This is a genomic window from Sphingobium sp. B8D3A (assembly GCF_025961995.1).
Lineage (GTDB): Bacteria > Pseudomonadota > Alphaproteobacteria > Sphingomonadales > Sphingomonadaceae > Sphingobium.
Genome location: NZ_JAOQOS010000001.1, coordinates 2,575,224 through 2,598,567, shown reverse-complemented (window position 1 = coordinate 2,598,567; position 23,344 = coordinate 2,575,224). Strand labels below are relative to the sequence as shown.

Genomic DNA, 23,344 nt, shown 5'->3' with positions numbered 1-23,344 from the left:
AACAAGACGTAAACCAAGTTTACCTTTTTGCACTTAAGGAGCCGCTTGCATGGCAATTCCACTAAAAATCACAGAAATGTAGATACTTAACAGAATTTTGACGGGCCTCGCTAATCGACGGCCGTCTCACGGTGAAACAGAGGCGGCGCTCGCGGCCGATTTCATGATTCGTTCTATCGCCTTGGCCTATGCAGGGCGCCCCCGGGCGCTATGTTGTGGCTGCAAGAGGAGAGAGGCCTGATGACCCAAGCAACGCTGGACGAGCGCGGACAAGGCTTCGCGGACGAAGCCCAGCGCGGTGCCCATGTCATCGCGCGCCTCCGCCAAGCCTTGGGCGCTGATATCGTGAAGGATGGGACGGACGGCGATTTCGCGCGCCATGTCTCTGATTTCACGAACGTCATGCCGGCGGACATTCCGCTCCCCGGCATCGCCTATCCGCGCACGACCGAGCAGGTCTCGCAGATCATGGCGATCTGCAATGAGGAGCGCTGGCCGGTCGTGCCACAGGGCGGCTTGACCAGCCTGTGCGCGGGGGGCCTTGCGGATCGGCCTTGCCTGCTACTGTCGCTGGAACGGATGCGGGGCATCGAGGAACTGGACGAGGCTGGCCGCACGATGACCGTGCTCGCGGGAACGGTGTTGGAGACCGTTCAACGCGCCGCCGATGAGGCCGGCTTTCTGTTTCCGCTCGATCTTGGCGGACGCGGAACGGCGCAGGTCGGCGGTAATGCGGCCACCAATGCCGGCGGCAACCGCGTGCTGCGCTATGGCATGATGCGCGATCTCATTCTGGGTGTGGAAGCGGTGCTGCCGGATGGCACGATCATCTCGTCGCTCAATGTAATGATCAAGAACAACGCCGGCTATGATCTCAAGCATCTCTTCATCGGCAGCGAGGGCACGCTCGGTGTTATCACCCGGCTGGTGCTGCGGATGTTCCCCAAGCCACGCAGCGCCTGCACCGCCGTGGTGGCGGTCGAGGATTATGCGGCCACGCTGGAGTTGCTCAAACAATGCAATTCGGCGTTCGCGAGCACCTTGTCCGCCTTTGAGGTGATGTGGCCGGACTTCTACCAGATCGGCACGACGGCGCTCGGCCGCCAGCCGCCCTTGCCGCACGGTTATAGCGTCTATGCGCTGGTCGAGGTGCTTGGGACCGACCCGGAGCGCGATCCCGAGCGGTTCGAGGAAGTGCTCGGCGGCATGATCGAATCCGGCCTCGTCAAGGATGCGGTGATTGCCCAGTCGGACAAGCAGCGGCAGGACATCTGGGCAGTGCGTGATTGCCCCGGTGAGTGGCACAAGGGCGTGCATTGGCCGCAAGTGGCGTTCGACGTGAGCCTGCCCACCCGCAAGATCGGCGACTTCATCCCTTATGTGCGCGACTTGCTGCTGGAGCGCTGGCCGGACTGCGTGACGGTCTTCTTCGGCCACCTCGCCGATTCCAATCTCCACCTTTCCGCCCGCGTCCCCCGCGACCCGATGCCCGAGCATGAGATGGAGGCGCTGGTTTACAAGGCGGTCGGCGAATGGGGCGGCTCGATCACCGCCGAGCATGGCATCGGCAGCATCAAGCGCGAATTTCTCCACCACTGCCGCACGCCAGAAGAGCTGGCGCTGATGCGCACGCTCAAGCGCGCGCTGGACCCGAACAATATTCTCAACCCCGGCAAGGTGATCTAAAGCGCTGGCCCGGCTGGGGCGGCTTTGCGATTCCTTAAAGGGAGAAGCCCAGTCTATAGGCCCATTGAGGGCCGGCGCGAGTCGCGGCTGATCATCCATTATCCAGTCGAGAAGGACCGCAGCCGATGGTAAGCCCAACCCCCGCCGGTCGCGCTCTGGTTGACGCGTTCGATGCCATCCGGATCATCAATCTTCCTCACCGGGCCGACCGGCGCCGCGAGATGGCCGCGCAGTTCAGGCGTCTGGGGCTGGACCTCGATCATCCGAAAATCGCATTCTTCACGGCGAAGCGCTTTTCGGATGCCGCAGGGTTTCCGACGCCGGGCACGCGGGGATGTTTCGATAGCCATATGAGCGTGCTGCGTGAGGCGGCGGAGGCGGGGCATCGATCCGTTCTGGTGCTGGAGGATGACTTCGATTTCCATGACCGGATCGAGACGGTTCTGCCGGCCGCTCTGACCAAGCTGGGCGAGGTGGAATGGGACATCTTTTTCGGCAGCCTTCTGCCGGGGCAATATGAAGCGACCGAGTGCCCGCTTGAGCTAATCCCACCCGGCAAAGGGCTCGCCGGATGCCATTTCTACGCGGTGCGTGGAGACACGATCGGCTTTGCCGCGCACTATTTAGCCGCGATGCTGGACCGGCCTGCAGGCGGGCGGCACCCGGATGGCGAGCCGATGCACTATGATGGGGCGCTGTCTGTCCTGCGCAACCGCCATCCCGACCTGCGCACCTATGTCGCGAATCCTGACCTTGGGCACCAGCGCCTCTCGCGCACGGACATCCACGATGTTCGCTTTTATGACCGCTTGCCGGTCTTGCGCACCTTCGCATCCTTGCTGCGCAGGGCGATCCGCCTGAGCGGGCGGACCCGGCAAATGGGGCGAAAGTCCGTTTAAACGGCAGGGGTAGGGCGATCCTTCCTGCAGCGGGCCTGGTAAATGGCCTTGGCGAGCTGGTGCTCGCCAAATGGTTTGCTCAGGCGATGAATCTGCCCTTCGGGCAAGACCAGCCCCTCGCCATATCCGCTTGCGATGATGATGGGCATGTCGCTCTGCACGGCGGTGATGGCCGCGGCGAGGTCCATCCCGGTCATGCCGGGCATGGCCTGATCGGTGATGACCAAGTCGAAGCCGCCATCCTTGAATTTTGAGAGGGCATGAGCGCCGTTGACTGCGCTGACGACCTCGTGCCCCAGATCCTCCAGCAGCGCGACCGTGTTCATCAACACCAGTGCATCGTCATCCACCGCTAGGACACGACATTTGGCTTGCGGCGGCAGCGGCGGTTCCTTCGCAGCGGGCGTGGTTGCCTGTGACTGCTCGGCGGCCTGCGGCAGCCACAATTGCGCAGATGTTCCCTTGCCCGGCGCGCTGGTGAGCGTGAACGCGCCGCCGATCTGGCGCGCAAAGCCATGGATCATGGGGAGGCCAAGGCCCGTGCCCTTGCCAACGCCCTTCGTCGTGAAAAAGGGTTCGGTCGCGCGCCTGAGCGTCTCGGCATCCATGCCGATGCCGCTGTCCACCACGGTCAGAACCACATAATGTCCCGCTTCCAGATCGGCGATCTCGTTGCTCCGCACGGTCTGGCGGTTCGCCTTGATGATGATCGCCCCGCCGTCCGGCATGGCATCGCGTGCATTCACGGCGAGATTGAGGATCGCCATTTCCAGCTGATTGGCGTCCGCCTTCACCGCCTGCAGTCCGAGCGGAATGATCATGCTGACGGGCCATTCCGGCCCGATGGTGCGCTGGACAAGTTCGGTCATGCCGCGCAGCAATTCGGGAATATGCACGCGGCCGATGGACAGCTCCTGCCGCCGTGCGAAGGCGAGCATGCGCTGTGTGAGCGTCGCACCCCGATCGACTGCCTGCATGGCGTTGTCGAGCAGGCGTTGCGTCTCGGCCTGTTCCGGAATCCGTCGGCGCAGCAGGATGAGGCTGCTGTTGATCGCCATCAGCAGATTGTTGAAGTCATGCGCCACGCCGCCGGTGAGCTGGCCGAGCGCTTCCATCTTCTGAGCCTGGCCCAGCGCCTCGCGCGCTTCGTCCAGCGCGCGCTGGGCCGCCTCCCGCTCCGTGACGTCGCGGGTGATCTTGGCGAAGCCCACAAGCGCGCCGGTCTCATCGCGCAGCGCCTCGATGACGACGCTCGCGCGGAAGCGTTCGCCGCCCTTGCGGACGCGCCAGCCTTCTGCCGTGAACCGACCTTCCGACCGCGCGGTCTCCAGGGCACGTTGCGGCTCGCCGGCTGTGCGATCTTCTTCCTGATAGAATTGTGAGAAATGCTGCCCGAGCACCTCGTCCTTGCGATAGCCCTTGATCCGCTCCGCACCGGCATTCCAGCTGGAAACCATGCCCTCTGGGTCCAGCATGTAGATGGCGTAATCGGTGACCGACTGGACAAGCAGGGCGAACTGTTCTTCGCTTTTACGCAGCGCCTGCTCTGCGAGTTTGCGCTCGGTGAGGTCGCGAGTGATCCCGGCATAGCCGATCAGCGCGCCGTGTGCGTCGCGAACCGGATCGATGACGACATGCGCCCAGAAGCGCGAGCCATCCTTGCGCAGTCGCCAGCCCTCGGACTCATGCTTGCCGTGTGTCGCGGCGATCTCCAGCGCGCGCTCGGGCATGCCCTTTTCCACGTCTTCGGTCGTGTAGAAGCGCGAAAAATGCACGCCGATAATGTCTTCCGGCCGGAAGCCCTTGAGCTTTTGCGCGCCTGCGTTCCAGTTCGTGATGTGGCCCGTGCGATCCAGCATGCACATGGCATAATCGGTGATGCTTTCGACCAACTGCCGATAGCTCTCCAACGATGCTGCCCTGAGGTCTTCGGATGCCTGCACGTCTCGAACCCGCCGTCTATTCCCAGTTATGCGCCACAACGCGCGAGCATCGACCCCTGTTCCTTCATTTCTGGGCGCAAGTCGAGCTTGGGGCGCGCAAGACAATTGCATCCGGCGGTTCCGCAAGGCAGAGGGGAGCCGCGCCGCCGCACGCATTTGGTCTGATCATTGCGATCCGGCCTCATGCGAGTGCGCGACACTGGTCTTGAGAGAGAGAACTGGAGGAACGCCATGGAGTTTAGCCGCAACAATCCGATGACGGGCGAGGTCGCATCCTCGGCGACGGCGATGAAGGCCGCCGATATCGCGCCGATCGCCGCCAAGGCCGCAGAGGGCTTCCAGAGCTGGTCGGTCATGGGGCCGAATGCGCGCCGCGCTGTGCTGATGAAAGCCGCCGCCGCGCTGGAATCCAAGAAGGATGCCTTCGTCGAAGCGATGATGGGCGAGATCGGTGCGACGGCGGGCTGGGCGATGTTCAATCTCGGCCTGGCTGCGAGCATGATCCGTGAGGCTGCCGCGCTCACCACCCAGATCAATGGCGAGGTCATCCCCTCGGACAAGCCCGGCTGCCTCTCCATGGCGCTGCGCGAGCCGGTGGGCGTCATCCTCGGCATCGCGCCGTGGAATGCGCCGATCATCCTCGGCGTGCGCGCCATCGCCGTGCCGCTCGCCTGTGGTAACAGCGTCATCCTCAAGGCATCGGAATCCTGCCCGCGTACGCACGCGCTGATCATCGAGGCGTTTGCCGAGGCCGGCTTCCCCGAGGGCGTGGTGAACGTCGTCACCAACGCGCCGGAAGACGCCGCGGATGTCGTCGGCGCGCTCATCGATGCGCCGCAGGTTCGCCGCATCAATTTCACTGGCTCGACCGCCGTCGGCAAGATCATCGCCAAGCGCGCTGCCGAGCACTTGAAGCCCGTTCTGCTCGAGCTGGGCGGCAAGGCACCGCTGGTCATTCTGGAAGATGCCGATCTCGATGAAGCGGTGAAGGCCGCGGCCTTCGGCGCGTTCATGAATCAGGGGCAGATCTGCATGTCGACCGAGCGGATCATCGTGGTCGATGCTGTTGCCGACGCCTTCGCCGCCAAGTTCAAGGAGAAGGTCGCCTCCATGCCCGTGGGCGATCCCCGTCAGGGCAACACCCCGCTCGGCGCGGTGGTGGACGCCAAGACCGTGGCGCACTGCCAGAGCCTGATCGAGGACGCGCTGGCCAAGGGCGCGACCCAGCTCACCGGCGGCGAGACGACGCACAATGTGCTGATGCCCGCCCATGTCATCGACAAGGTGACGCAGGACATGAAGCTGTTCCGCGATGAGAGCTTCGGGCCGGTCGTCGGCATCATTCGCGCCCGAGATGCCGAGCATGCAGTCGAACTGGCCAACGACACCGAATATGGCCTCTCGGCGTCGGTGTTCACCAAGGATATCGCCAAGGGCCTCGGCATCGCGCGGCGCATTCAGTCCGGCATTTGCCATGTCAACGGCCCGACCGTGCATGACGAAGCCCAGATGCCCTTCGGCGGCGTCAAGGGTTCGGGCTATGGCCGCTTCGGCGGCAAGGCCGGCATCGACAGCTTCACCGAGCTGCGCTGGGTAACTGTGGAAACCCAGCCGGGCCACTTCCCGATCTGATCGGAGCGCGATCATAGCGCCAAAGAGCCCGCGCCTTCCGAAGGGAAGGGGCGGGCTTCTTTGGTTTTGGGCGTACTGTTTGTCCATTGTTGCATTCCCGTTCGTGTCGAGCGAAGTCGAGACACGGCAAGCACAGGTCCCGGGTGTCTCGACTTCGCTCGATATGAACGGCGCGCTTGGTGCTGCGGAACGTCGCGCCGGTCCTGCTTCCTTCAGTGCTGCTGCGCAGGCAGGAGCCTAGCGCCCAGCCGCAGTGCCCTTGCGCCCTGGGTTCCTGCCTCCGCAGGAACACGGCAGGGGTGCGCGACAAGTCAAAGCCAGTGCTCGTGAGAAGGCAGGAGCCCAGGGCTCAGCCGCCCGACCATCGCGTCCTACTTTTGGCCGCCGCTACCCCGCAGCAGCCGGCATACGATTGATCCCACCACATTGCCACTGCGCCCCCACGACGGTACAGCGCTCCCCTCGGGCAGATGAGGCGCCGGCTCGGGTCGGCTGGGTTAGGCCCGCACGGAAAGGGCAATATTTTCGATGACGCACGACCATGTCTTGATCGCCGGTGGCGGCATTGGCGGCCTCGTCCTGGCGCTCACGCTTCATCAGATCGGTGTGCCTTGCACGGTGTTCGAGAGCGTGCGCGAGTTGAAGCCGCTCGGTGTGGGCATCAACATCCAGCCCAATGCCATTCGCGAACTGGAAGATCTCGGCATAAGCGAGGCGGATCTGGACGAGATCGGCATTCCGGCGCGGGAATGGGCGCTGGTCGGGCTGAACGGCCGTGAGATTTACTCCGAGCCGCGCGGCAAGGTTGCCGGCTATGACTGGCATCAATATGCCGTCCACCGGGGCGCCTTCCACCTGATGCTCTGCCGCAAGGTGATCGAGCGGCTGGGGCCGGAGGCTCTGAAGCTCGGCCATAAGGTGACCGGCTATCGCAAGCGAGCGGAGGGTGGCGTGACCGCGCTGGTCGATCTCGCTGCTGGCGGCACGGTCGAGGTCGATGGCACCCTGCTGTTCGGGGCAGATGGCATCCATTCCAGCGTCCGCGCACAGATGCACCCGGATCAGCCGCCGATCCATTGGGGCGGCACGATCATGTGGCGTGGCACCGCGCGCGGCGTCCCGATCCGCACCGGTTCCTCCTTCGTCGGCCTTGGCACCAGCCGGCACCGCGTGGTGATCTACCCCATCTCGCATCCCGATGAGGAGGGGCTGGCCGATATCAACTGGATCGCCGAGAAGACCTATGACACCGATCATGACTGGCGCAAATCCGGCTGGTTCCGCCCGGTTGAGCTCGCCGAGTTCGCGCATGAGTTCGACGGGTTCGTCTATGATTGGCTGAACCTGCCGGAACTGCTGGCCAAGTCGGATGTCGCCTATGAAAATCCGATGATCGACCGCGATCCGCTGCCGACCTGGGTCGATGGTCCCGTCGCGCTGATGGGCGATGCCGCGCATCCCATGTACCCGACCGGCTCAAACGGCGCGTCGCAGGCAATCGTCGATGCGCGGGTGATCGGCCGTGAACTGCTGGCGCATGGCGTGACGCCGGCCGCACTGCGCGCCTTTGACGAGAAGCTCTGCGGTCCCATCGGCCAGGTCGCCATGCGCAATCGCGGCTCCGGCCCCTTCGGGCTGCTGGAACTGGTCGAGGAGCGCTGCGGCGGTGCGTTTGAGGACATCGAGGATGTGCTGCCCGCCGCCGAGCGCTCTGCCTTCATGCTCGCCTATCAGCAGGCGGCCGGCTTCGCGCGCGATACGCTCAACGCCGCGCCGCCGACGATCGAGCCGGGCGCGCTGGTCGCGAAGGTCGCGGCATGACGCTGCCCGCGCCGGGCCTCTCGCACGTCTGCGATTTCGAGATCCGGCTCGATCCTCCGCACGAGATGGGCATTACACCGGCTGGCACACGGCGGATCATCCCGGTGGTCGGCGGCACGGTGACAGGACCGTTGCTCAATGGCACGCTTCTGAACGTCGGCGCAGACTGGCAAACCGTGCAACCCGGCGGCGTGGCGCAGCTCGACGCCCGATATGCGATGGAAACGCAGGACGGCGCGGTCATCGAGATCGTGGGCCTCGGCATCCGCCATGCCTCGCCCGAGGTCTCGGCCCGCATCGCGTCCGGCGAACAGGTGCCGCCGTCCGACTATTACATGCGCTCTTTCATTCGACTGGAAACCGGCCATGCGGGGTACGACTGGGTAAACCGCGCCCTGTTTGTCGCGACAGGCGGCAAGGTCGGCCAGACGGTGCGGCTTTCGGTTTATCGGATCGACTGAGTAGCGCTGAACACCTCGCACGGCTCATCGCATCTTATGCGATGAAACGAATGAATTTTTAATATCTGTTAATCTTCGATCACCATTGGCTGGACCCACAATCCAGCAAGGGAATCGGGGATTTGCTCAAGAATTTCAACCATGTTGCCTTCGGGGCAGCAGCGCTTCTGCTCGCCTCCGCGTCGACGACCGCGATGGCGTCGTCGGGTGACGTCATTATCGTTACGAACAGCACGGGCCCGAATGTCAGTGCATCAAACGGCCTCAAAGAGCGTCTGGAGGCGGCCGGCTACTCGGTCACGATCCAGCAGGACGCCGCCAACATCAACGGCAGCAGCCCGATCGCGCAGGTATGGGACGTGCGTTACGATGCCGCGCTCTCGGGAGGCGAGCAGACCGATTATTTGACCTATCTGAGCAACGCGGGCGGGCTTTTTCTTCTGGGTGAAAACCCGGGTCAGGCCCTGCGGAACAATTCCATTTCAAGCTTCATCAGTGCTGCCGGTGGCGGCAATGTCACGGTCGACGCCACTGATGTGACAAACCAGTATGTAACCGATCTGTTCAACGGCAGTGGGTTGATCGTAGCTGATGCAGCCACGGAGTTCTTTGTGCCCTGGGCGGGCGCATTCACGAGTCCAGGCACCGGAACGTTCTTCACAACCGCGGGCCCGAATGGGACCGGATTTGGCACCGGTCTAGCCTTTGGCGCCGGGTCGCTGGCTAATGCGCCTGCCGGTCGTTTGCTAAGCTATCTTGATGTTAACACGTTCCAGGCTGCTGCCTGGACGGATACGCCGGCTCTGCGCTCGCTGGTAGACCGGATGATTGGCTTCGTCGCCGGTGATTTCCAGATTGATCCCAACCTGCCGCCAGTCGGCGGCACCCCTGTCATCGATGACAGTCAGCCGAGCTTCACCTTGGGTGACAGCGCGGCGACCGGCAGCACGATCAGCTTCGATGGCGGCACGCTGGATCTGACCGGTGGTAGCGATCCGGCCAATCTGGTGACGGCGGACGTTTCGATCACCGACAATGGGGCGTTCGTCAATACGGCCGGCAATAGCGGCACGTTTGCGGGCACCATCACCGGTGTCGGCGGGTTGATCGTTTCCGGGCAAGGCTCGCTCGCCTTGACCGGCACCAACACTTTTGAGGGCGGCACGGTGATCACCGACAGCTCCACTGTCGAGATCGCCAGCGCGGATGCGCTGGGCACTGGCGGCGTGGTGCTGATGCAGGGTCGCCTGCGCTTCGGCGCGGACGGCACGGTCAATGTGCCCGTCACCCTTATGGCTGGCCTCAATGCCCTTGATACGGGCGCCAACGACGTCTCGATGGGCGGCGAAATCGCCGGCAGCGGCAGCTTCGTGAAGACCGGAAGTGGCACGCTCGTGCTGACCGGCGCGAACAGCTACACCGGCGGCACCACGATCGCTGCCGGCACGCTGCAGGCCAGCAGCACGACGATCGGCACCGGCAATGTGCTTAACGCCGGCACCTTGGTGATGGACCAGTCTGTCGATGGCAGCTTCGGTGGCGCGGTGTCTGGCACCGGCAGCTTCGTCAAAACGGGCGAGGGCAAGTTGAACCTCACTGGCACCAGCAGCTACTCCGGCGCGACCATCGTGGAGGAGGGCCGGCTGGCCGTGAATGGCTCCATCGCCAACTCCGGCGTGATCGTCGAGAGCGGCGGATCGATCGGCGGCAACGGCACGGTGGGCGGCCTCATCGTGCGCACCAACGCCAAGGCAGCACCCGGCAACTCGATCGGTCAGCTTCAGGCAGCCACCACTGTTCTGTTCGAGCAGGGCTCGGTGTTCGAGGTTGAGGTCGATGCCTCGGGCGCGAGCGACCGTGTTGTGGCCTCGGGCGTCGCGACGCTGCAAGGCGGCACCGTGCAGGTGCTGGCTGCTAATGGTGATTACCGCCCGCAGACCAGCTACCAGATTCTCACGGCGGCTGGCGGCGTTGTCGGCGAGTTTGAGGATGTGACCAGCAACCTCGCCTTCCTGCTGCCGAACCTGACCTATGGCGCCAATGCCGTGACGCTGACGCTGACCCGCAACGACGTGCAGTTCGCCGATGTCGCCGTGACGGCCAACCAGCGGGCCACCGCGGTGGCCCTCGGCACCAGCTTCTCCGCCGCGACCCCGGTCTATCTGGAACTGGTCGGCGAGTCGGCGCAGGGTGCCCAGGCGGCGTTCGACAGCCTCTCGGGCGAGGTCCATGCCTCCACGCTGACCGTGGTCGCGCAGCAGGCGGACGAGATGCGGCGCGCGCTGCTCTCCCGCATGGCGGCGCCTGCCGGAGAAGGCCTGACCCTGTGGACGGATGTTCACCGCTCCTGGAACCAGCTCGATGGCAACCGCAACGTGGCGGACGTTTCGAGCGATGCCTATGGCTTCCAGGTCGGGCTGGAGACGCAGATGGGCGCCCTGCGCATCGGCGTGGCCGGCGGCTATGCGAATGGCGATACCTCGATCGGCGCGCGCCAGTCCCAAGCGGATACCGAAACCGTCAGCGGCGCGATCTATGCCGGCGGCGACGTCGGCCGCCTTGCCCTGCGGGCCGGCGCAAGCTATAGCGACTACGACTTCAAGACGCGTCGTACTGCTGTGGTTGGCGATATCGCCCAGACGCTGACCGCCAATTATGGCGGCCGCGCGATCCAGGCCTTCGGTGAAGCCGGCACGGCGGTTCCGCTCGGCATCGGCACGGTCGAGCCGTTCGTTGGCGTGAATGCAATCTGGCTGAAGAACGATGCGTTCACCGAGGCAGGTGGTTCGCTCGCGCTGACCGGTGAAGAGAAGGAGCGTCGCCGCGCCTGGGCCACGCTCGGCCTCAAGGCCAGCGTTCCGCTCAATGTCGGATCGCCGGTGAGCATCGGTGCGAAGCTGGGCTGGCAACATGCTCTGACCGGCCGGTCGGTTACGTCCGATCTCGCCTTCGTGGCGGGGGGAGCGGACTTCCGCATCGAGGGCGTGCCGCTCGCACGCAATGCGGCGCTGGTCGATGCGGGCATCCGCTGGTCGGCCACGCGCAACCTGAGCCTGGGCGTCACCTACACCGGCAGCATTGCCGACCAGGGCCAGTCCCACGCCGCGCGCGCCGTGCTGGCCGCCAGCTTCTGAAGACCAGACAAAGGATCGGGCGCGGCATCTTGCTGCGCCCGGTTCATCTCCTCGCGGGGCCGTTCATCAGATCGATGAGGTATTGCGAATGGGCCATTCCGGCCGCCTGCACTGCGGTTTCGAGCTGCCGATAGGCTTCCAAGACCGCCCGGCCGTGATCGGTGAGGCGCGATCCGCCCCCGCTGGCGCCGCCCTTGGCGGTTTCGATTAGCGGGGCGCCCCATCCCGTGTTGAGAATATCGACCATGTCGCGGGTGCGGCGATAGCTGGTTCCGATCGCCCGGCCTGCCGCCGCGATTGACCCTGTTCGCGCAATCTCCGCGAGGAGCTGCGCCTTGCCCGGCCCGATGGCGATCACACCATCAGCGATCACCTGCGCCTTGATCTTCAGCGTCGTTCCGCCGTCCTCACTCACGCCTTGCCGACCTCCTACGCGCGCCTCTTGCGCATGCAGGACACTTGACACAGCGCCCCACAGACGTCGATGTGTGCAATGTCATACATCGATCGAAGGGCGGACCTCTCATGACTCATCTGCTGCGCCGTTGCGCCGTGCTGCTCGGCCTGCTGGCGCTGGTCGCGTGCGGCAAGTCCGAGCCGGCGCCGCAGATCGCGGCTGCTGCCGACCTACGCCTCGCGCTGACCGATGCGGCGGCGGCGTTCGAAAAGGAGACAGGTGAGAAGATCGTGCTCAACTTCGGTGCCTCGGGTAATCTCACGCGGCAATTGCAGCAGGGCGCGCCGTTCGAACTCTTCCTTTCCGCCGATGAAAGCTACGTGACGCAACTCGCCAAGGCCGGCAAAACCCGCGATGAAGGCCGGCTCTACGCCATCGGGCGCCTGGCGCTGATCGCGCCCAAGGGATCGCCGCTCAGGCTCGATTCCCAGCTTGCGGGTCTGCGTGAGGCGCTGGCGCTCGGGGACATCAGCCGCTTTGCCATCGCCAATCCCGAACATGCGCCTTATGGTCGCCGCGCGCAGGAGGCGCTGGATCATGCCGGCCTGTGGAAGCCGCTTCAGGATAAGCTCGTGCTGGGGGAAAATGTGTCGCAGGCGCTGCAGTTCGCCACGGAAGGCGGGGCGCAGGGCGGCATCGTTGCGCATTCGCTGGTGCTCGATCCCGCCTTGAAGGGCAAGGCGGCCTATGTGCTGATCCCCGCTGACTGGCACACCCCGCTGCGCCAGCGCATGGTGCTGATGAAGACGGCGGGGCCGGTGGCCGAGCGCTTCTATGCGTATCTGGCCGAGCCTGCTGCCAAGGCGATCTTTGCCAAATACGGCTTTACCCTGCCGGCCGGAGAACTCTGACCGGCGATGGACTGGCAAGCGCTTAATCTCTCGCTCCTGCTCGGGGCGCTCACCGTCGCGATCCTGCTGCCGCTGGCGCTGGTGCTCGGGCGCTGGCTGGCGCTGGCGCGCTTTAGCGGCCGGGCGGTGATCGAGGCGCTGGTGACGTTGCCGCTGGTCCTGCCACCGACGGTGATCGGCTTTTACCTGCTCTCCGCCATGGGGCCGCAAAGCTGGGCGGGGCGCGTTTGGAGCGCGCTGTTCGGCAGTGGGCTGGCCTTCAGCTTCGAGGCGATCCTGCTCGCATCAGTGCTGGTCAATCTCCCCTTTGCGGTTCAGCCCGTGCAGCGGGCGTTCGAGAGCATCGATGCCGATCTGCGCGATGCCGCGGCGACCTGCGGCCATTCGCTCTGGCGCAGCCTCTGGCGGATCGAACTGCCGCTCGCCTGGCCGGGCATCCTCACCGGGGCGGTGCTGACCTTCGCTCATACCCTGGGCGAGTTTGGCGTCGTGCTGATGGTCGGCGGGTCGATTCCGGGCAAGACGCGCACGCTGGCGCTCTCGCTCTATGATCGCGTGCAGGCGTTCGACATGGTCTCGGCCAATGAGATGGCGCTGCTGCTGATGGCCGTCTCGCTGGTGGCGGTCAGCCTTGTCTTCCTCCTGGGGCAGAGGGGGCGCCGACATGGCTGAGGCGGGCGGCGAGGGCGTGACCCTGCATCTGCGCCATCATGCGCCCATCGCGCTGGACGTGGCACTCACTCTGGCGCGTGGACGGACCTTGGCGCTCGTCGGTCCTTCGGGCGCGGGGAAAACCTCTATCCTGCGCGCGATTGCGGGGTTGCTGACGCCTGCTACCGGGCGGATCAGTGTCAACGGCCAATGCTGGCTGGACTCGCAGGCCGACATCCATGTGGGCGCGCGGGACCGGCATGTCGGCTTCGTGTTCCAATCCTACGCCCTGTTTCCTCACATGAGCGCGCGGCAGAATGTGATGGAAGCCTTGCTGGATATCCCGGCGACGCAGCGGCAGGGGCGGGCGGATGCGCTGTTGGCGCAGGTCCATCTCGAAGGGCTTGAGGACCGGCGGCCTCGTGAACTTTCCGGCGGACAGCAGCAGCGCGTCGCGCTGGCCCGGGCGCTCGCGCGCGATCCGCAGGTGCTGCTGCTCGATGAGCCTTTCTCGGCTGTGGATCACCCGACCCGCCGCGCGCTCCATCGCCTGCTGGTCGAATTGCGCGCTGGCTCGGATATCCCCATCATTCTCGTCTCCCATGATGTGCGCGATGCCGCCGATGCGGCTGACGAGATTGCGCTGGTGCTGGATGGCCGGATCGTGGAGCAGGGCGATTCGCGCGCCCTCGTGAACGATGCCGGGAGCCGGTTGTCGCGCTGGCTGGCGGGCTAAGCCTCGCTCGCAACCTCCGGGAAGCCCGCCACCAGAGCGTCCAGCCCCGGCTCGAAGCTCCCCTCGAAATCGAGCATATTGTCGAGGAAGCTATGCATCGGCCCGTTCGCCTCGAAGGCGGACCAACCCAGCACGAAGGAGATGACCGAGGCCTGACGGGCCAAGGCGTCCTGCTGATGCAGCCCCAGCGCCACCAGCGGAGCGGCGATGCGCTGGGCATGGACAAGGGGATCGGCCTCCGCCGGCGGGCGAGACACTGCACAGAGCAGCGCGCCATCGCGATGGGCAAGGAAGCTGCGCCGCAGTGCCCGCCCGAACCGCCGCAGCCAGTCGCGCCAATCCTCGGCGTGGGTAACGTCCGCATAAGCCCGGCCATGAATGCGGCGGGCCATCAGCCCCAGCAACTCGGCCTTGTCCTTGACGTGCCAATAGATCGCCGGGGCTTGCACATTGAGGCGCGCGGCCAGCTTGCGCATGCTCAGCGCGTCCAGCCCCTCCGCCTCCAGCTGCGCGAATGCCGCCTGCAGCAAGCGCTCGATATCCAGCGGGACGGAGATGGGGGAAGCCATAGAGGATCATTGACTCCTTAACACCGTTAAGTCAATTTGCGTGCAGTGGATGAAGCTGGAGAGGCGCCTGTCATGGCCTATGTTCGCAATGCCTGGTATGTCGCGGGATGGTCGCATGAACTGGAGGTGGAGAAACCCTTTGCCATCTCGATCCTCGGCGAGCGGATCGTCATCTGGCGCACGGCGTCCGGCGCGCTCCACGCATTGGAAGATCGTTGTGTGCACCGCCTCGCGCCGCTTTCGCTGGGCCGCTGTGAAGGGGAGCGGCTGCGCTGCATGTATCATGGCCTGCTGTTCGATGCAGACGGGCAGGTCGTCGAGATCCCCGGCCAGGCGCAGATCCCGCCGCAGGCCCGCGTGCGCCGCTATGCCGTGGTGGATCGGCATAGCTGGCTGTGGGTCTGGATGGGTGATGTCGACGCGGCCGATGAGCGCCTGATTCCGCCCGCCGTGGGGCTGGACCATCCCGATTACATCCTCGGCCACGGCTATCTCGATTATGCGGCGGAAGCGCGGCTCATCAACGACAATCTGCTCGATTTCAGCCATTTGACCTTCGTCCATGCAGAGAGCTTCGGCTCCGGGCCGCAATTTGCCGAGACGCCGGCGCGCATAACGCCGCTGGAGCGGGGAATCCGCTATGAGCGCTGGACGGAGAACGCCATCGGATCGGCCTCGCGCCGCAGCCCCGAACCGATGGACAGTTTCATGAGCTATGATTTCCTCATTCCCGGCATCCTGTTGATGACCGGCGGTGTCTTCCCGCTCGGCACCGCGAAGGCTTGCGACTATGGCCAGCCGGAGCTCTCTCAGGCGGTGAGCGGCGTCACCTTCACCAGCCAGGCGGTGACGCCCATGCGCGACAAGAGCGCGCGCTATTTCTTCTCCTGGGGGCCGCATCGCAGCCATGGGGATGAGGCGCTGCGCGATGTTCTGATGCGCATGGCCGATCAGGCCTTCGCCGAGGACAAGGTGATGATCGAGGCCCAGCAGCGCGTGATCGATGATACGGAAGAGGTGCAGGTGATGCCCACCGTGCACGATCGCGGCGTGACCCTGTTCAATCGTCTGGTCGAGAAGCTGGCGCGACAGGAGAGCGGGGCGGAGCGGGCGGCCGCCTGACCGGTACGTCTCACACGTTCTCACGCCGTTTCTCCAGGCCTGGTGCCCGTCCGGTCATCCGCTTGTAGAAGCGCGAGAAGTAGGATGGGTCGTCAAAACCAAGCTCCGCCGCCACCTCGTAGCAGCCGGCATTGGTGAAGCGCAGCAACCGCCGCGCCTCAAACAGCAGCCGGCGGTTGATGATCTGCAGCGGCGTCATGCCGAAGCTGGCCTGTGTCTGGCGCGAGAGCGTGCGGACCGTGCAATGCAGCCGCTGCGCATAATGCTCGATCGGTCGATGCTCGCGATAAGTCGCCTCGACCATCACGCGAAACCGCTCGGCTAGGGTAGACCGCGCGGCATCTAGCGGCGCGCCGGCAGCAAGGGTCGTGCGTAGCCAGGCTTCGGCAAGCGCATGATGCAGCCGCTGGCCATTGGGTGCGAACCGGTCCTGCTCGGCCTCGACCAGAGCGGTGCCCAAAGCTTCCAGACGCGCGGTCAGCGCTGCGTCCGGTCGCAGGATCGCCGACGTCCGGAGATGTTGCCCCAGCGCATCCTGCCGGGTGAGACTGTCCACAAAATCCTGTGAGGCCGTCACGACAAATCCCTCGACATCGGGCGAGAAGCCGAAGCCATGCACAATTCCGCTCGGCGCGCAGACCAGCAAAGGACCGGCCTCCCGCCGATCCTCCCCCGCAAGATGCAGCCGCACCTCGCCCCGTGCCACACACAGCATCTGCGTGAGCGACGCATGGGTGTGGGGCGCGATTTCCCAGTCATAGCGCCGGCTGCGCACGGCAATCGTCTCGGCGTGGAAAAAGTCCTCGCGCCGTGCCGCCTTGTCCTCGCCATAGAGATCGTAAGCTGGGATGATCGCTTCGCGGGAATGGTGTGGAGGATGGGGGAGGGAAGTCATGTCCGGAAAATACCAGAGCTTGTCGCAACTGTCCCTTCCCAAATGCGCGCCGTCATGCGGATATGCGGCCAAGAGTCTGCGAGGAGGATGGAATGACACAGGTGTGCATCATTGGCGCTGGGCCGGCGGGTCTGCTGCTAGGGCATCTGCTGCGGGCTGAGGGCATCGATTGTATCGTGCTGGAGCGCCAGACGCCCGATTATGTGCTCGGCCGCATCCGTGCCGGCGTGCTGGAGCGCGTCACCGTCGAGCTGATGGAACGCCTTGGCCTTGATGCGCGGCTGAAGGCCGAGGGTCTGGTGCACGATGGCTTCAACCTGGCCGATGGCGAGCGGCTGATTCGCATCGATATCGCCAAGCTCACCGGCGGCCATGTCGTCGTCTATGGCCAGACCGAACTGACCAAGGATCTCATGGATGCCTGTGACGAGCGCGGGCTGGAGGTCGTCTATGGTGCTGCCGATGTCGCCCTGCACGAGATCGAGAGCGACACGCCCTATGTCACCTACAGCAAGGATGGGCGCGAACACCGCGTGGATGCGCGCATCATCGTCGGTTGCGATGGCTATCATGGCCCCAGCCGTCAGGCGATCCCGGCCAGCGCGGGCCAGTCCTATGAGCGGGAATATCCCTTCGGCTGGCTCGGCATCCTCGCCGATGTGCCGCCCTGCAATCACGAGCTGATCTACGCCAATCACGAGCGTGGCTTCGCGCTGGCCTCCATGCGCAGCGAGACGCGCAGCCGCTATTATGTCGACGTGCCGCTGACCGAGAAGATCGAGGACTGGCCGGATGAGCGCGTGTGGGACGAACTGGCGATCCGCCTCGGGCCGGATGCCGCCGCGCACATCACCCGTGGCCCGGCGCTGGAGAAGTCCATCGCGCCGTTGCGCTCCTTCGTCTTCGCCCCGATGCGCCATGGCAGCCTGCTGCTCTGCGGCGACAGCGCCCATATCGTGCCGCCCACCGGCGCCAAGGGCCTCAACCTTGCCGCTAGCGACGTGCATTATGCTGCCGCGGCGCTCACCGCCTTCTTCAAGCGGGGCGATGCCGATGCCGTCGCCGGCTATTCGGACAAGGCCCTGGCCCGCGTCTGGAAGGCCGAACGGTTCAGCTGGTCGCTGACGCGCCTCATGCACCGCTTCCCCGAAGACGGCCCCTTCGAGCGCGCCATGCAGGTTGCCGAACTGGACTATATCGCCGGCAGCATCGCCGCGCAGACCAGCATCGCCGAGAATTATGTGGGACTGCCGGTTTAATCGGTAACGGCATCGTTCATGGGGGAACCACGTGGCCGCATCAGCGCACGCTCCACCGCAATCATATTGTCAACTTAAACGTTAGACATTATACCGCGAGACGATCGGGACGTAGACCGAGCCGACTGATCTGCCCTGAGAACAGGAGTTTTGATCATGGATCATGTCACATCCACATTGTCGCCCCCGCTGGTCCTCACCGTGCCGGGATTGGACGGCAGCGGCCCCGCCCATTGGCAGAGCATTTGGGAGCGTGAGATTGACGATTGCGTCCGTGCCGACCTCGGCAATTGGGCGCGGCCCAACCGCACGCATTGGGTGAGCAAGCTCAATCTGGCGATCCGCAGCGCGGGCCGGCCGGTCATTCTGACGGCGCACAGTCTGGGGTGCCACGCCGTCGCTGCCTGGGCTGCGATGGAGCGGCCGGACTTCGGTTATCCGGTTGTCGGCGCGCTGCTTGTTGCGCCGCCCGAACTGGATTTGGCACCGCTGGATGAGCGGCTGGAGCCGTTCGCCCCAGCCTCGCGCGCTCCATTGCCTTTCCCCTCGATTTTGGTGGCGAGCCGTGATGATCCGTACATCCAATACCACCGGGCAAGGCGTCTCGCCCAGTTCTGGGGCAGCCGTTTTGCCGATGCCGGCGCAGTCGGCCATATCAACGCGGCGTCGGGCCTGGGCAGTTGGGGGTTCGGGCGTTTTCTTCTCGCCCGGCTCCACGGGGCAGGGCGCAAAGATAGGCAGGGAACAGCCGCTTCAGTCTGGCCGATGGAAAGCGCAAGCGTCGATCTCTCGGCCTGATCCTGCTCGAAGGCCCGACTCCCGAGGCTAAAGCTCGACGCAGCCGCCGTCCACATACAGGTCGATGCCGGTGATGAAGCTGGCTTCGTCCGAGGCGAGGAACAGCACCGGGCGCGCAATCTCCTCTGGCGTGCCCATACGCTTCATCGGGATGGCGTCGGTCATCATCGCGCGCATGCCCGCCACGGCCTCGGGTGGCAGGCCGGAGCGGTTGATGATCGGCGTTTCGGTGGGACCGGGGCTGACCATGTTGACGCGAATGCCCCGCCCGATCAGCTCAGCAGCGAGCGTACGCGCCACCGCGCGCAGCCCCGCCTTCGCCGCCGCATACATGGCGTTGCCGGGCACTGCTGCAACCGATCCGATCGAGCCGGTGATGACGATGGCGCCGCCGGGTGTCTGCCCCATCAGTGGCAGGGCCTTCTGAACGGCAAAGAAGCAACCGCGCAGATTGACGTCATGCACCTCGTCCCACTGCGCTGGGGTCACCTCCTCCACGGGAGCGAAAGCGCCGATCCCGGCATTCACGAACAATATGTTGATCCGCCCATGCGCTGCGCGGATGGCATCCAGCACGGCATCGTTGCTGTCGATCTGCGCGATATCCGCCTGGAAGCCCTGCGCGCCGGGAATCGCCGCCACGGTCTCATCGATGGTCGCCTGCGACCGCCCAGTGAGGAACACACGCGCGCCCTCGGCAGCAAATCCTTGCGCGGCGGCACGCCCGATCCCGCTGTTGCCGCCAATGACGAGCACAACCTTGTCCTGAAACCGCATCGCTCTCTCCCGTTGATGGATTGACTGCTTCAAATCAGAAGGCCGCCTACAAAATGAGAAAGGCGCAGACCGCGCAGTCGGTAGCAGAGCTGCAGACGACGGTTGATCTCACCGTTTTCGCAGCGTTGCCAGACCGCGTCTGCAGAGAGATTCGAGTCTGCCTAAAGGTTCGAGGATCACGACCGCCTGCATAGGATCAATCACCTTATCCACCACGCTGAACCGGAGAGCTATCTTCTTTTCCCACCAAGGCCACGGTTCAACGATCAAATGAGCATTTCTTCCGTCAGCGAGGATTTTATTTGCCGCACGGGTCGCGATGACGATGAAGATCGCCTTCTTCGTAAGGGAATGAAGATGCGCAAGAACCTCGTCGATTAACTCCGGCTCGATATGCTCTATCACGTCAGTGCAAATGACCAGATCCGCAGGTTTAGGAAGCGTATCTTTACCTTCGATTGCGGGGTCGTATTCGAAAATTGGCCGCTCAAGTGCCTTACCGAGCGCGCCTTGGCCGCAACCATAGTCCAGAATGGATGCAGGGAGATATCGCTGGATGAGATCTTCCACTTGATCGAGCCATTTATCGCCATTCTGACCGTAGCGACCGCCAGCGTGAACATCTTTATTTAGCTCGCGATAGGACTCGCTGATTAGCATGATGTTCTCTTTTCCGACGAAGCGGCCTGATTTAAAGATCGAGTGTAACGTCCAGACAATCAAGCGCAACGCCGCTTAGGTCAATTTTTTCAGCACTCGCATCCCCTTCGTTCGGCTGGTGAGGTGATATTGGCGGCAGAGGGCGCAGCGATAGGGGCGGAGCGTAATCGCTGCGCGGAGCGCCACCGCGCGGGCGTCCGCTTCGGTCGCATAGCGCTGCTTTTTCGCGCAAATCCCGGCTCTTGTTCGCATTCGTCCCTCGTTCCGGGTGGCTTGCAGGCTGATGGCTACCCGACGCAATTGCCAGCGCCCAACTTCCCATGCAGTTTGGCGCGGATGAGCGAGAATCACCAGCCTGCCGCCACCAGCCTTCCCGTCAGCCAGCGCGCGCCCAACACGCTGCCCTGGTGGCAGGGCGCGACGATCTACCAGATCTATCCGCGCAGCTTCGCCGATTCCAATGATGACGGCGTCGGTGATCTACCGGGGATCACCGCGCGTCTGGATCATGTCGCCAGCCTGGGCGTGGACGCGATCTGGCTCTCGCCCTTCTTCACCTCGCCGATGCGGGACTTCGGGTATGACGTCGCCGATTATTGCGATGTCGACCCGATCTTCGGCACCCTCGCCGATTTTGACTCCCTGCTGGCCCGCGCCCACGAGCTGGGACTGCGGCTGATCATCGATCAGGTCTTTGCCCATACCTCCGATCAGCACCCCTGGTTCCAGGCCAGCCGATCCGATCGGCAGGGCGACCATGCCGGGTGGTACGTCTGGGCGGACCCTAAGGCGGACGGCTCGCCGCCTTCCAACTGGCAGAGCGTGTTCGGCGGCCCTGCCTGGACGTGGGATGCCCGGCGGCGGCAATATTATTTCCACAATTTCCTGCGCGAGCAGCCGCAGCTCAACGGGCATCATCCGCGAGTGCAGCAGGCCTTGCTCGATGTTTCGCGCTTCTGGCTGGACCGCGGGGTGGACGGCTTCCGGCTCGATGCGCTCAACTTCCTGATGCACGATCCGCGCCTGCGCCCCAATCCGCCGCACCCGAACCAGGCCGGGCAGCGCACGCGGCCGTTCGATTATCAGGAGCGCCGCTACAATCAGGGGCACCGCCATATTCCGCGCTTCATCGAGCGGGTCCGCGCGCTGATGGACAGCTATGATGACCGGTTCACGGTTGCCGAGATCGGTGGGGACGAGGCCCTGCGCGAGATGAAGCTCTACACCAGCGGCGAGAACCGGCTGAACACCAGCTACGGCTTCGATTTTCTCTATGCCGACGCGCTGACCCCGCGCGTGGTGGCGGATGCGATCGGCCAGTGGCCGGACCGCGCCGGCATGGGCTGGCCGAGCTGGGCATTCGAGAACCATGACGCGCCCCGCGCCGTCACCCGCTGGCTGTCTGACGGCGCTGAGCCCGAGATGCGAGCGCGATTCGCCGCGATGAAGATGCTGCTGCTCACCTGCCTGCGCGGCAACATCTTCCTCTATCAGGGCGAGGAACTCGGGCTGACGCAGGTGGATGTGCCGTTCGAGGATTTGCAGGATCCCGAGGCCATCGCCAACTGGCCGCTGACCCTCAGCCGCGACGGCGCCCGCACGCCGATACCATGGAAAGGGGACGCGCCTCATGCCGGCTTTTCAAGCGTGAAGCCGTGGCTGCCGGTGGGGGCTGACCATCCGGCCCTGGCTGTCGACAAGCAGGAGGCAGAGGAGGGATCGTTGCTCCATCTCACCCGCGCGCTGTTCGCCTTCCGCAAGGGGCAGCCCGCTTTGCGCTGGGGCGCCATCCGCTTTCTGCAGGTCGATGAGCAGGTGCTGCTCTTCGAGCGGCGCTTTGGCGAAGAGCGCCGGCTTTGCCTGTTCAATCTGGGGGCTGAGCCTGCGCCTTGGCCCAAGCGGCTCGGTCTGGCGGCGCCGTTGATGCAGGTCGGCGGCGCGGCAAAGGGCGATCTGCCGGGCTATTCGGGCTGCGTTCTGGAGCCCTGATCGCCTGCGCTTCGGTTGGTCAGGGGGAGATCGCTTGTCCGTCAGCCGGGGCAATCCGGTATCGCTGCAGCACGAAAACGGCCGGGAAGGCCGGGCTGACGGACAAGGCCAGCGCTCTCATGCATGAATTAGCTTAACCGGAGCCTAACGGGAACTTTCGCGATAGAAAAATGTGCGAAAAGGCACGGTGACCCGCAGCAGAAGAGGCGGCGGCGCGCCTTCAATCCTTGCGGGAGACCATGCCGGTGTGGTCCGGCATCGCCAGCGCTGCTGCCACACCGGGGCGGGCCTTCATCCGCGCCATCCACGCCATGGCCTGCGGCGTGCGGGTTTCGTTCCACAGATCGGGGTAACTGCGCGGCATGGAGATGGCCATGGCGAAGACGGCAATGTCGGCCAGCGTGAACATGCCCCCGACCAGCCAGTCATGGCCCGCGAGCGCGCCTTCCACCCGGTCGGTCACGTCCTCCAGATTGGCGCGCCAACCCTCCAGCTCCCGCTCGGAGAAGCCGCCCTTGGCCGCCAGCTCCCATTTATCCCGCTTTTCCTTGAGCGGGATGCGCTTGAGCCGCGCCTCGAACTCGCCCTCAGGCAGCGCTTTGGCCATGCCGGGGATCACCCGATGCCAGGCGAGGAAGGAGAGGGACGGGCGGAACACCTCATCAACATATTTGGTCCAGATGCGCATCTGCCCCTGCAGATAGGGATCGGCCGGCTTGAGCGGCGGGCCGTCGAAGGCGTCGTCGATATATTCGTTGATGACTGTCGATTCCGTCAGCACCCGGCCGTCGTGCACCAGCGTCGGCACCTGTCCGGCTGGGTTGATCGCGACATAGGCCGGCGCATGCTGCTCGAACTTCATCAGGTTGATGTAATGGCTGGTGAAGGGCACGCCTTTCTCATGAATGGCCTGCAAGACCTTCAGGCTGTTGGACGCCGGCTCGCCATGGTAGAGGTCCACGGTCATTGGTTGTAAATCCCCATAATAAGAGTGGTAGCCATGA

The 23,344-nt window shown here is 64.5% G+C and carries 20 protein-coding genes; 13 read left to right on the top strand and 7 right to left on the bottom strand.

What is annotated here, in order from left to right:
* Window positions 1-240 precede the first annotated feature (240 nt).
* Both M2342_RS12065 and M2342_RS12060 read left to right on the top strand, forming a co-directional pair.
* Window positions 241-1,686, top strand: coding sequence for an FAD-binding oxidoreductase (locus tag M2342_RS12065; RefSeq protein WP_264579269.1), 1,446 nt, complete (start codon window positions 241-243; stop codon window positions 1,684-1,686).
* A 125-nt stretch (window positions 1,687-1,811) separates the two neighbouring features.
* Window positions 1,812-2,585 carry a glycosyltransferase family 25 protein gene (locus M2342_RS12060; protein WP_264579268.1) on the top strand — a complete coding sequence of 258 codons (774 nt, stop codon included), beginning with the start codon at window positions 1,812-1,814 and terminating at the stop codon, window positions 2,583-2,585.
* Here M2342_RS12060 and M2342_RS12055 read toward each other — a convergent pair.
* Window positions 2,582-4,495: a PAS domain-containing sensor histidine kinase gene (locus tag M2342_RS12055; protein WP_264579267.1), complete on the bottom strand. Its 1,914-nt coding sequence runs from the start codon at window positions 4,493-4,495 to the stop codon at window positions 2,582-2,584. The genes M2342_RS12060 and M2342_RS12055 overlap by 4 nt on opposite strands.
* Before the next feature lie 264 nt (window positions 4,496-4,759).
* On the opposite strand from M2342_RS12055, the gene M2342_RS12050 reads away from it, so the two are divergent.
* The 4 genes from M2342_RS12050 (at window position 4,760) to M2342_RS12035 (ending at window position 11,576) form a co-directional block, all read left to right on the top strand.
* Window positions 4,760-6,160: an aldehyde dehydrogenase gene (locus tag M2342_RS12050; protein ID WP_264579266.1), complete on the top strand. Its 1,401-nt coding sequence runs from the start codon at window positions 4,760-4,762 to the stop codon at window positions 6,158-6,160.
* 528 nt (window positions 6,161-6,688) lie between these two features.
* A complete protein-coding gene (locus M2342_RS12045) occupies window positions 6,689-7,981 on the top strand; it encodes a flavin-dependent oxidoreductase (protein ID WP_264579265.1) in 1,293 nt (430 codons plus the stop codon).
* On the top strand, window positions 7,978-8,442 hold the full coding sequence (locus M2342_RS12040) for a DUF3237 domain-containing protein (protein ID WP_264579264.1): 465 nt from the start codon (window positions 7,978-7,980) through the stop codon (window positions 8,440-8,442). Before M2342_RS12045 ends, M2342_RS12040 begins: the two co-directional genes overlap by 4 nt.
* Window positions 8,443-8,564: 122 nt before the next feature.
* Entirely contained in the window at window positions 8,565-11,576 is a 3,012-nt protein-coding gene (locus tag M2342_RS12035) for an autotransporter domain-containing protein (protein ID WP_264579263.1), read from the top strand.
* Between the two features lie 43 nt (window positions 11,577-11,619).
* Here the strand turns inward: M2342_RS12035 and M2342_RS12030 are convergent, their stop codons facing one another.
* Window positions 11,620-11,991 (bottom strand): winged helix-turn-helix domain-containing protein, encoded by a 372-nt coding sequence (locus M2342_RS12030; protein ID WP_264579262.1) that lies wholly within the window; start codon window positions 11,989-11,991, stop codon window positions 11,620-11,622.
* A 110-nt stretch (window positions 11,992-12,101) separates the two neighbouring features.
* On the opposite strand from M2342_RS12030, the gene modA reads away from it, so the two are divergent.
* Genes modA through M2342_RS12015 form a run of 3 tightly spaced genes read left to right on the top strand, consistent with a single transcriptional unit; the run spans window position 12,102 to window position 14,271 of the window.
* Window positions 12,102-12,884 carry a molybdate ABC transporter substrate-binding protein gene (modA, locus tag M2342_RS12025; RefSeq protein WP_264579261.1) on the top strand — a complete coding sequence of 261 codons (783 nt, stop codon included), beginning with the start codon at window positions 12,102-12,104 and terminating at the stop codon, window positions 12,882-12,884.
* 6 nt (window positions 12,885-12,890) lie between these two features.
* The gene (modB, locus tag M2342_RS12020) at window positions 12,891-13,556 is read left to right on the top strand and encodes a molybdate ABC transporter permease subunit (RefSeq protein ID WP_264579260.1); all 666 of its coding nucleotides are present in this window, start codon (window positions 12,891-12,893) and stop codon (window positions 13,554-13,556) included.
* Entirely contained in the window at window positions 13,549-14,271 is a 723-nt protein-coding gene (locus M2342_RS12015) for a sulfate/molybdate ABC transporter ATP-binding protein (protein ID WP_264579259.1), read from the top strand. Before modB ends, M2342_RS12015 begins: the two co-directional genes overlap by 8 nt.
* Here the strand turns inward: M2342_RS12015 and M2342_RS12010 are convergent.
* Window positions 14,268-14,840 carry a TetR/AcrR family transcriptional regulator C-terminal domain-containing protein gene (locus M2342_RS12010; protein WP_264579258.1) on the bottom strand — a complete coding sequence of 191 codons (573 nt, stop codon included), beginning with the start codon at window positions 14,838-14,840 and terminating at the stop codon, window positions 14,268-14,270. The two genes, M2342_RS12015 and M2342_RS12010, sit on opposite strands and share 4 nt — an antisense overlap.
* Before the next feature lie 72 nt (window positions 14,841-14,912).
* On the opposite strand from M2342_RS12010, the gene M2342_RS12005 reads away from it, so the two are divergent.
* On the top strand, window positions 14,913-15,962 hold the full coding sequence (locus M2342_RS12005; RefSeq protein WP_264579257.1) for an aromatic ring-hydroxylating dioxygenase subunit alpha: 1,050 nt from the start codon (window positions 14,913-14,915) through the stop codon (window positions 15,960-15,962).
* A 10-nt stretch (window positions 15,963-15,972) separates the two neighbouring features.
* On the opposite strand, the gene M2342_RS12000 is transcribed toward M2342_RS12005, so the two are convergent.
* Entirely contained in the window at window positions 15,973-16,857 is an 885-nt protein-coding gene (locus tag M2342_RS12000; protein ID WP_264579256.1) for a helix-turn-helix domain-containing protein, read from the bottom strand.
* 92 nt (window positions 16,858-16,949) lie between these two features.
* Here M2342_RS12000 and pobA point away from each other — a divergent pair, with 92 nt between their 5' ends.
* A complete protein-coding gene (gene pobA, locus M2342_RS11995; RefSeq protein WP_264579255.1) occupies window positions 16,950-18,116 on the top strand; it encodes a 4-hydroxybenzoate 3-monooxygenase in 1,167 nt (388 codons plus the stop codon).
* A 156-nt stretch (window positions 18,117-18,272) separates the two neighbouring features.
* Window positions 18,273-18,914 (top strand): RBBP9/YdeN family alpha/beta hydrolase, encoded by a 642-nt coding sequence (locus M2342_RS11990; protein WP_264579254.1) that lies wholly within the window; start codon window positions 18,273-18,275, stop codon window positions 18,912-18,914.
* Between the two features lie 27 nt (window positions 18,915-18,941).
* Here the strand turns inward: M2342_RS11990 and M2342_RS11985 are convergent, their stop codons facing one another.
* Window positions 18,942-19,691, bottom strand: coding sequence for an SDR family NAD(P)-dependent oxidoreductase (locus M2342_RS11985; protein WP_264579253.1), 750 nt, complete (start codon window positions 19,689-19,691; stop codon window positions 18,942-18,944).
* A 108-nt stretch (window positions 19,692-19,799) separates the two neighbouring features.
* The gene (locus M2342_RS11980) at window positions 19,800-20,414 is read right to left on the bottom strand and encodes a class I SAM-dependent methyltransferase (protein WP_264579252.1); all 615 of its coding nucleotides are present in this window, start codon (window positions 20,412-20,414) and stop codon (window positions 19,800-19,802) included.
* A 273-nt stretch (window positions 20,415-20,687) separates the two neighbouring features.
* On the opposite strand from M2342_RS11980, the gene M2342_RS11975 reads away from it, so the two are divergent.
* Window positions 20,688-22,340: an alpha-glucosidase gene (locus M2342_RS11975; protein ID WP_264579251.1), complete on the top strand. Its 1,653-nt coding sequence runs from the start codon at window positions 20,688-20,690 to the stop codon at window positions 22,338-22,340.
* A 220-nt stretch (window positions 22,341-22,560) separates the two neighbouring features.
* On the opposite strand, the gene M2342_RS11970 is transcribed toward M2342_RS11975, so the two are convergent.
* Entirely contained in the window at window positions 22,561-23,307 is a 747-nt protein-coding gene (locus M2342_RS11970) for a glutathione S-transferase family protein (RefSeq protein WP_264579250.1), read from the bottom strand.
* Between the last annotated feature and the right edge of the window lie 37 nt (window positions 23,308-23,344).

Excerpts from the sequence above, each read along its gene's own strand:
- M2342_RS11970 (WP_264579250.1), bottom strand. The coding sequence starts at position 23,307 with ATGACCGTGGACCTCTACCATGGCGAGCCGGCGTCCAACAGCCTGAAG.
- modA (WP_264579261.1), top strand. The coding sequence starts at position 12,102 with ATGACTCATCTGCTGCGCCGTTGCGCCGTGCTGCTCGGCCTGCTGGCG.
- M2342_RS12060 (WP_264579268.1), top strand. The coding sequence starts at position 1,812 with ATGGTAAGCCCAACCCCCGCCGGTCGCGCTCTGGTTGACGCGTTCGAT.
- M2342_RS12000 (WP_264579256.1), bottom strand. The coding sequence starts at position 16,857 with ATGACTTCCCTCCCCCATCCTCCACACCATTCCCGCGAAGCGATCATC.
- M2342_RS11990 (WP_264579254.1), top strand. The coding sequence starts at position 18,273 with ATGGATCATGTCACATCCACATTGTCGCCCCCGCTGGTCCTCACCGTG.
- M2342_RS12005 (WP_264579257.1), top strand. The coding sequence starts at position 14,913 with ATGGCCTATGTTCGCAATGCCTGGTATGTCGCGGGATGGTCGCATGAA.
- M2342_RS12040 (WP_264579264.1), top strand. The coding sequence starts at position 7,978 with ATGACGCTGCCCGCGCCGGGCCTCTCGCACGTCTGCGATTTCGAGATC.
- M2342_RS11975 (WP_264579251.1), top strand. The coding sequence starts at position 20,688 with ATGAGCGAGAATCACCAGCCTGCCGCCACCAGCCTTCCCGTCAGCCAG.
- pobA (WP_264579255.1), top strand. The coding sequence starts at position 16,950 with ATGACACAGGTGTGCATCATTGGCGCTGGGCCGGCGGGTCTGCTGCTA.
- M2342_RS11985 (WP_264579253.1), bottom strand. The coding sequence starts at position 19,691 with ATGCGGTTTCAGGACAAGGTTGTGCTCGTCATTGGCGGCAACAGCGGG.
- modB (WP_264579260.1), top strand. The coding sequence starts at position 12,891 with ATGGACTGGCAAGCGCTTAATCTCTCGCTCCTGCTCGGGGCGCTCACC.
- M2342_RS12015 (WP_264579259.1), top strand. The coding sequence starts at position 13,549 with ATGGCTGAGGCGGGCGGCGAGGGCGTGACCCTGCATCTGCGCCATCAT.
- M2342_RS12065 (WP_264579269.1), top strand. The coding sequence starts at position 241 with ATGACCCAAGCAACGCTGGACGAGCGCGGACAAGGCTTCGCGGACGAA.
- M2342_RS12045 (WP_264579265.1), top strand. The coding sequence starts at position 6,689 with ATGACGCACGACCATGTCTTGATCGCCGGTGGCGGCATTGGCGGCCTC.
- M2342_RS12050 (WP_264579266.1), top strand. The coding sequence starts at position 4,760 with ATGGAGTTTAGCCGCAACAATCCGATGACGGGCGAGGTCGCATCCTCG.
- M2342_RS12010 (WP_264579258.1), bottom strand. The coding sequence starts at position 14,840 with ATGGCTTCCCCCATCTCCGTCCCGCTGGATATCGAGCGCTTGCTGCAG.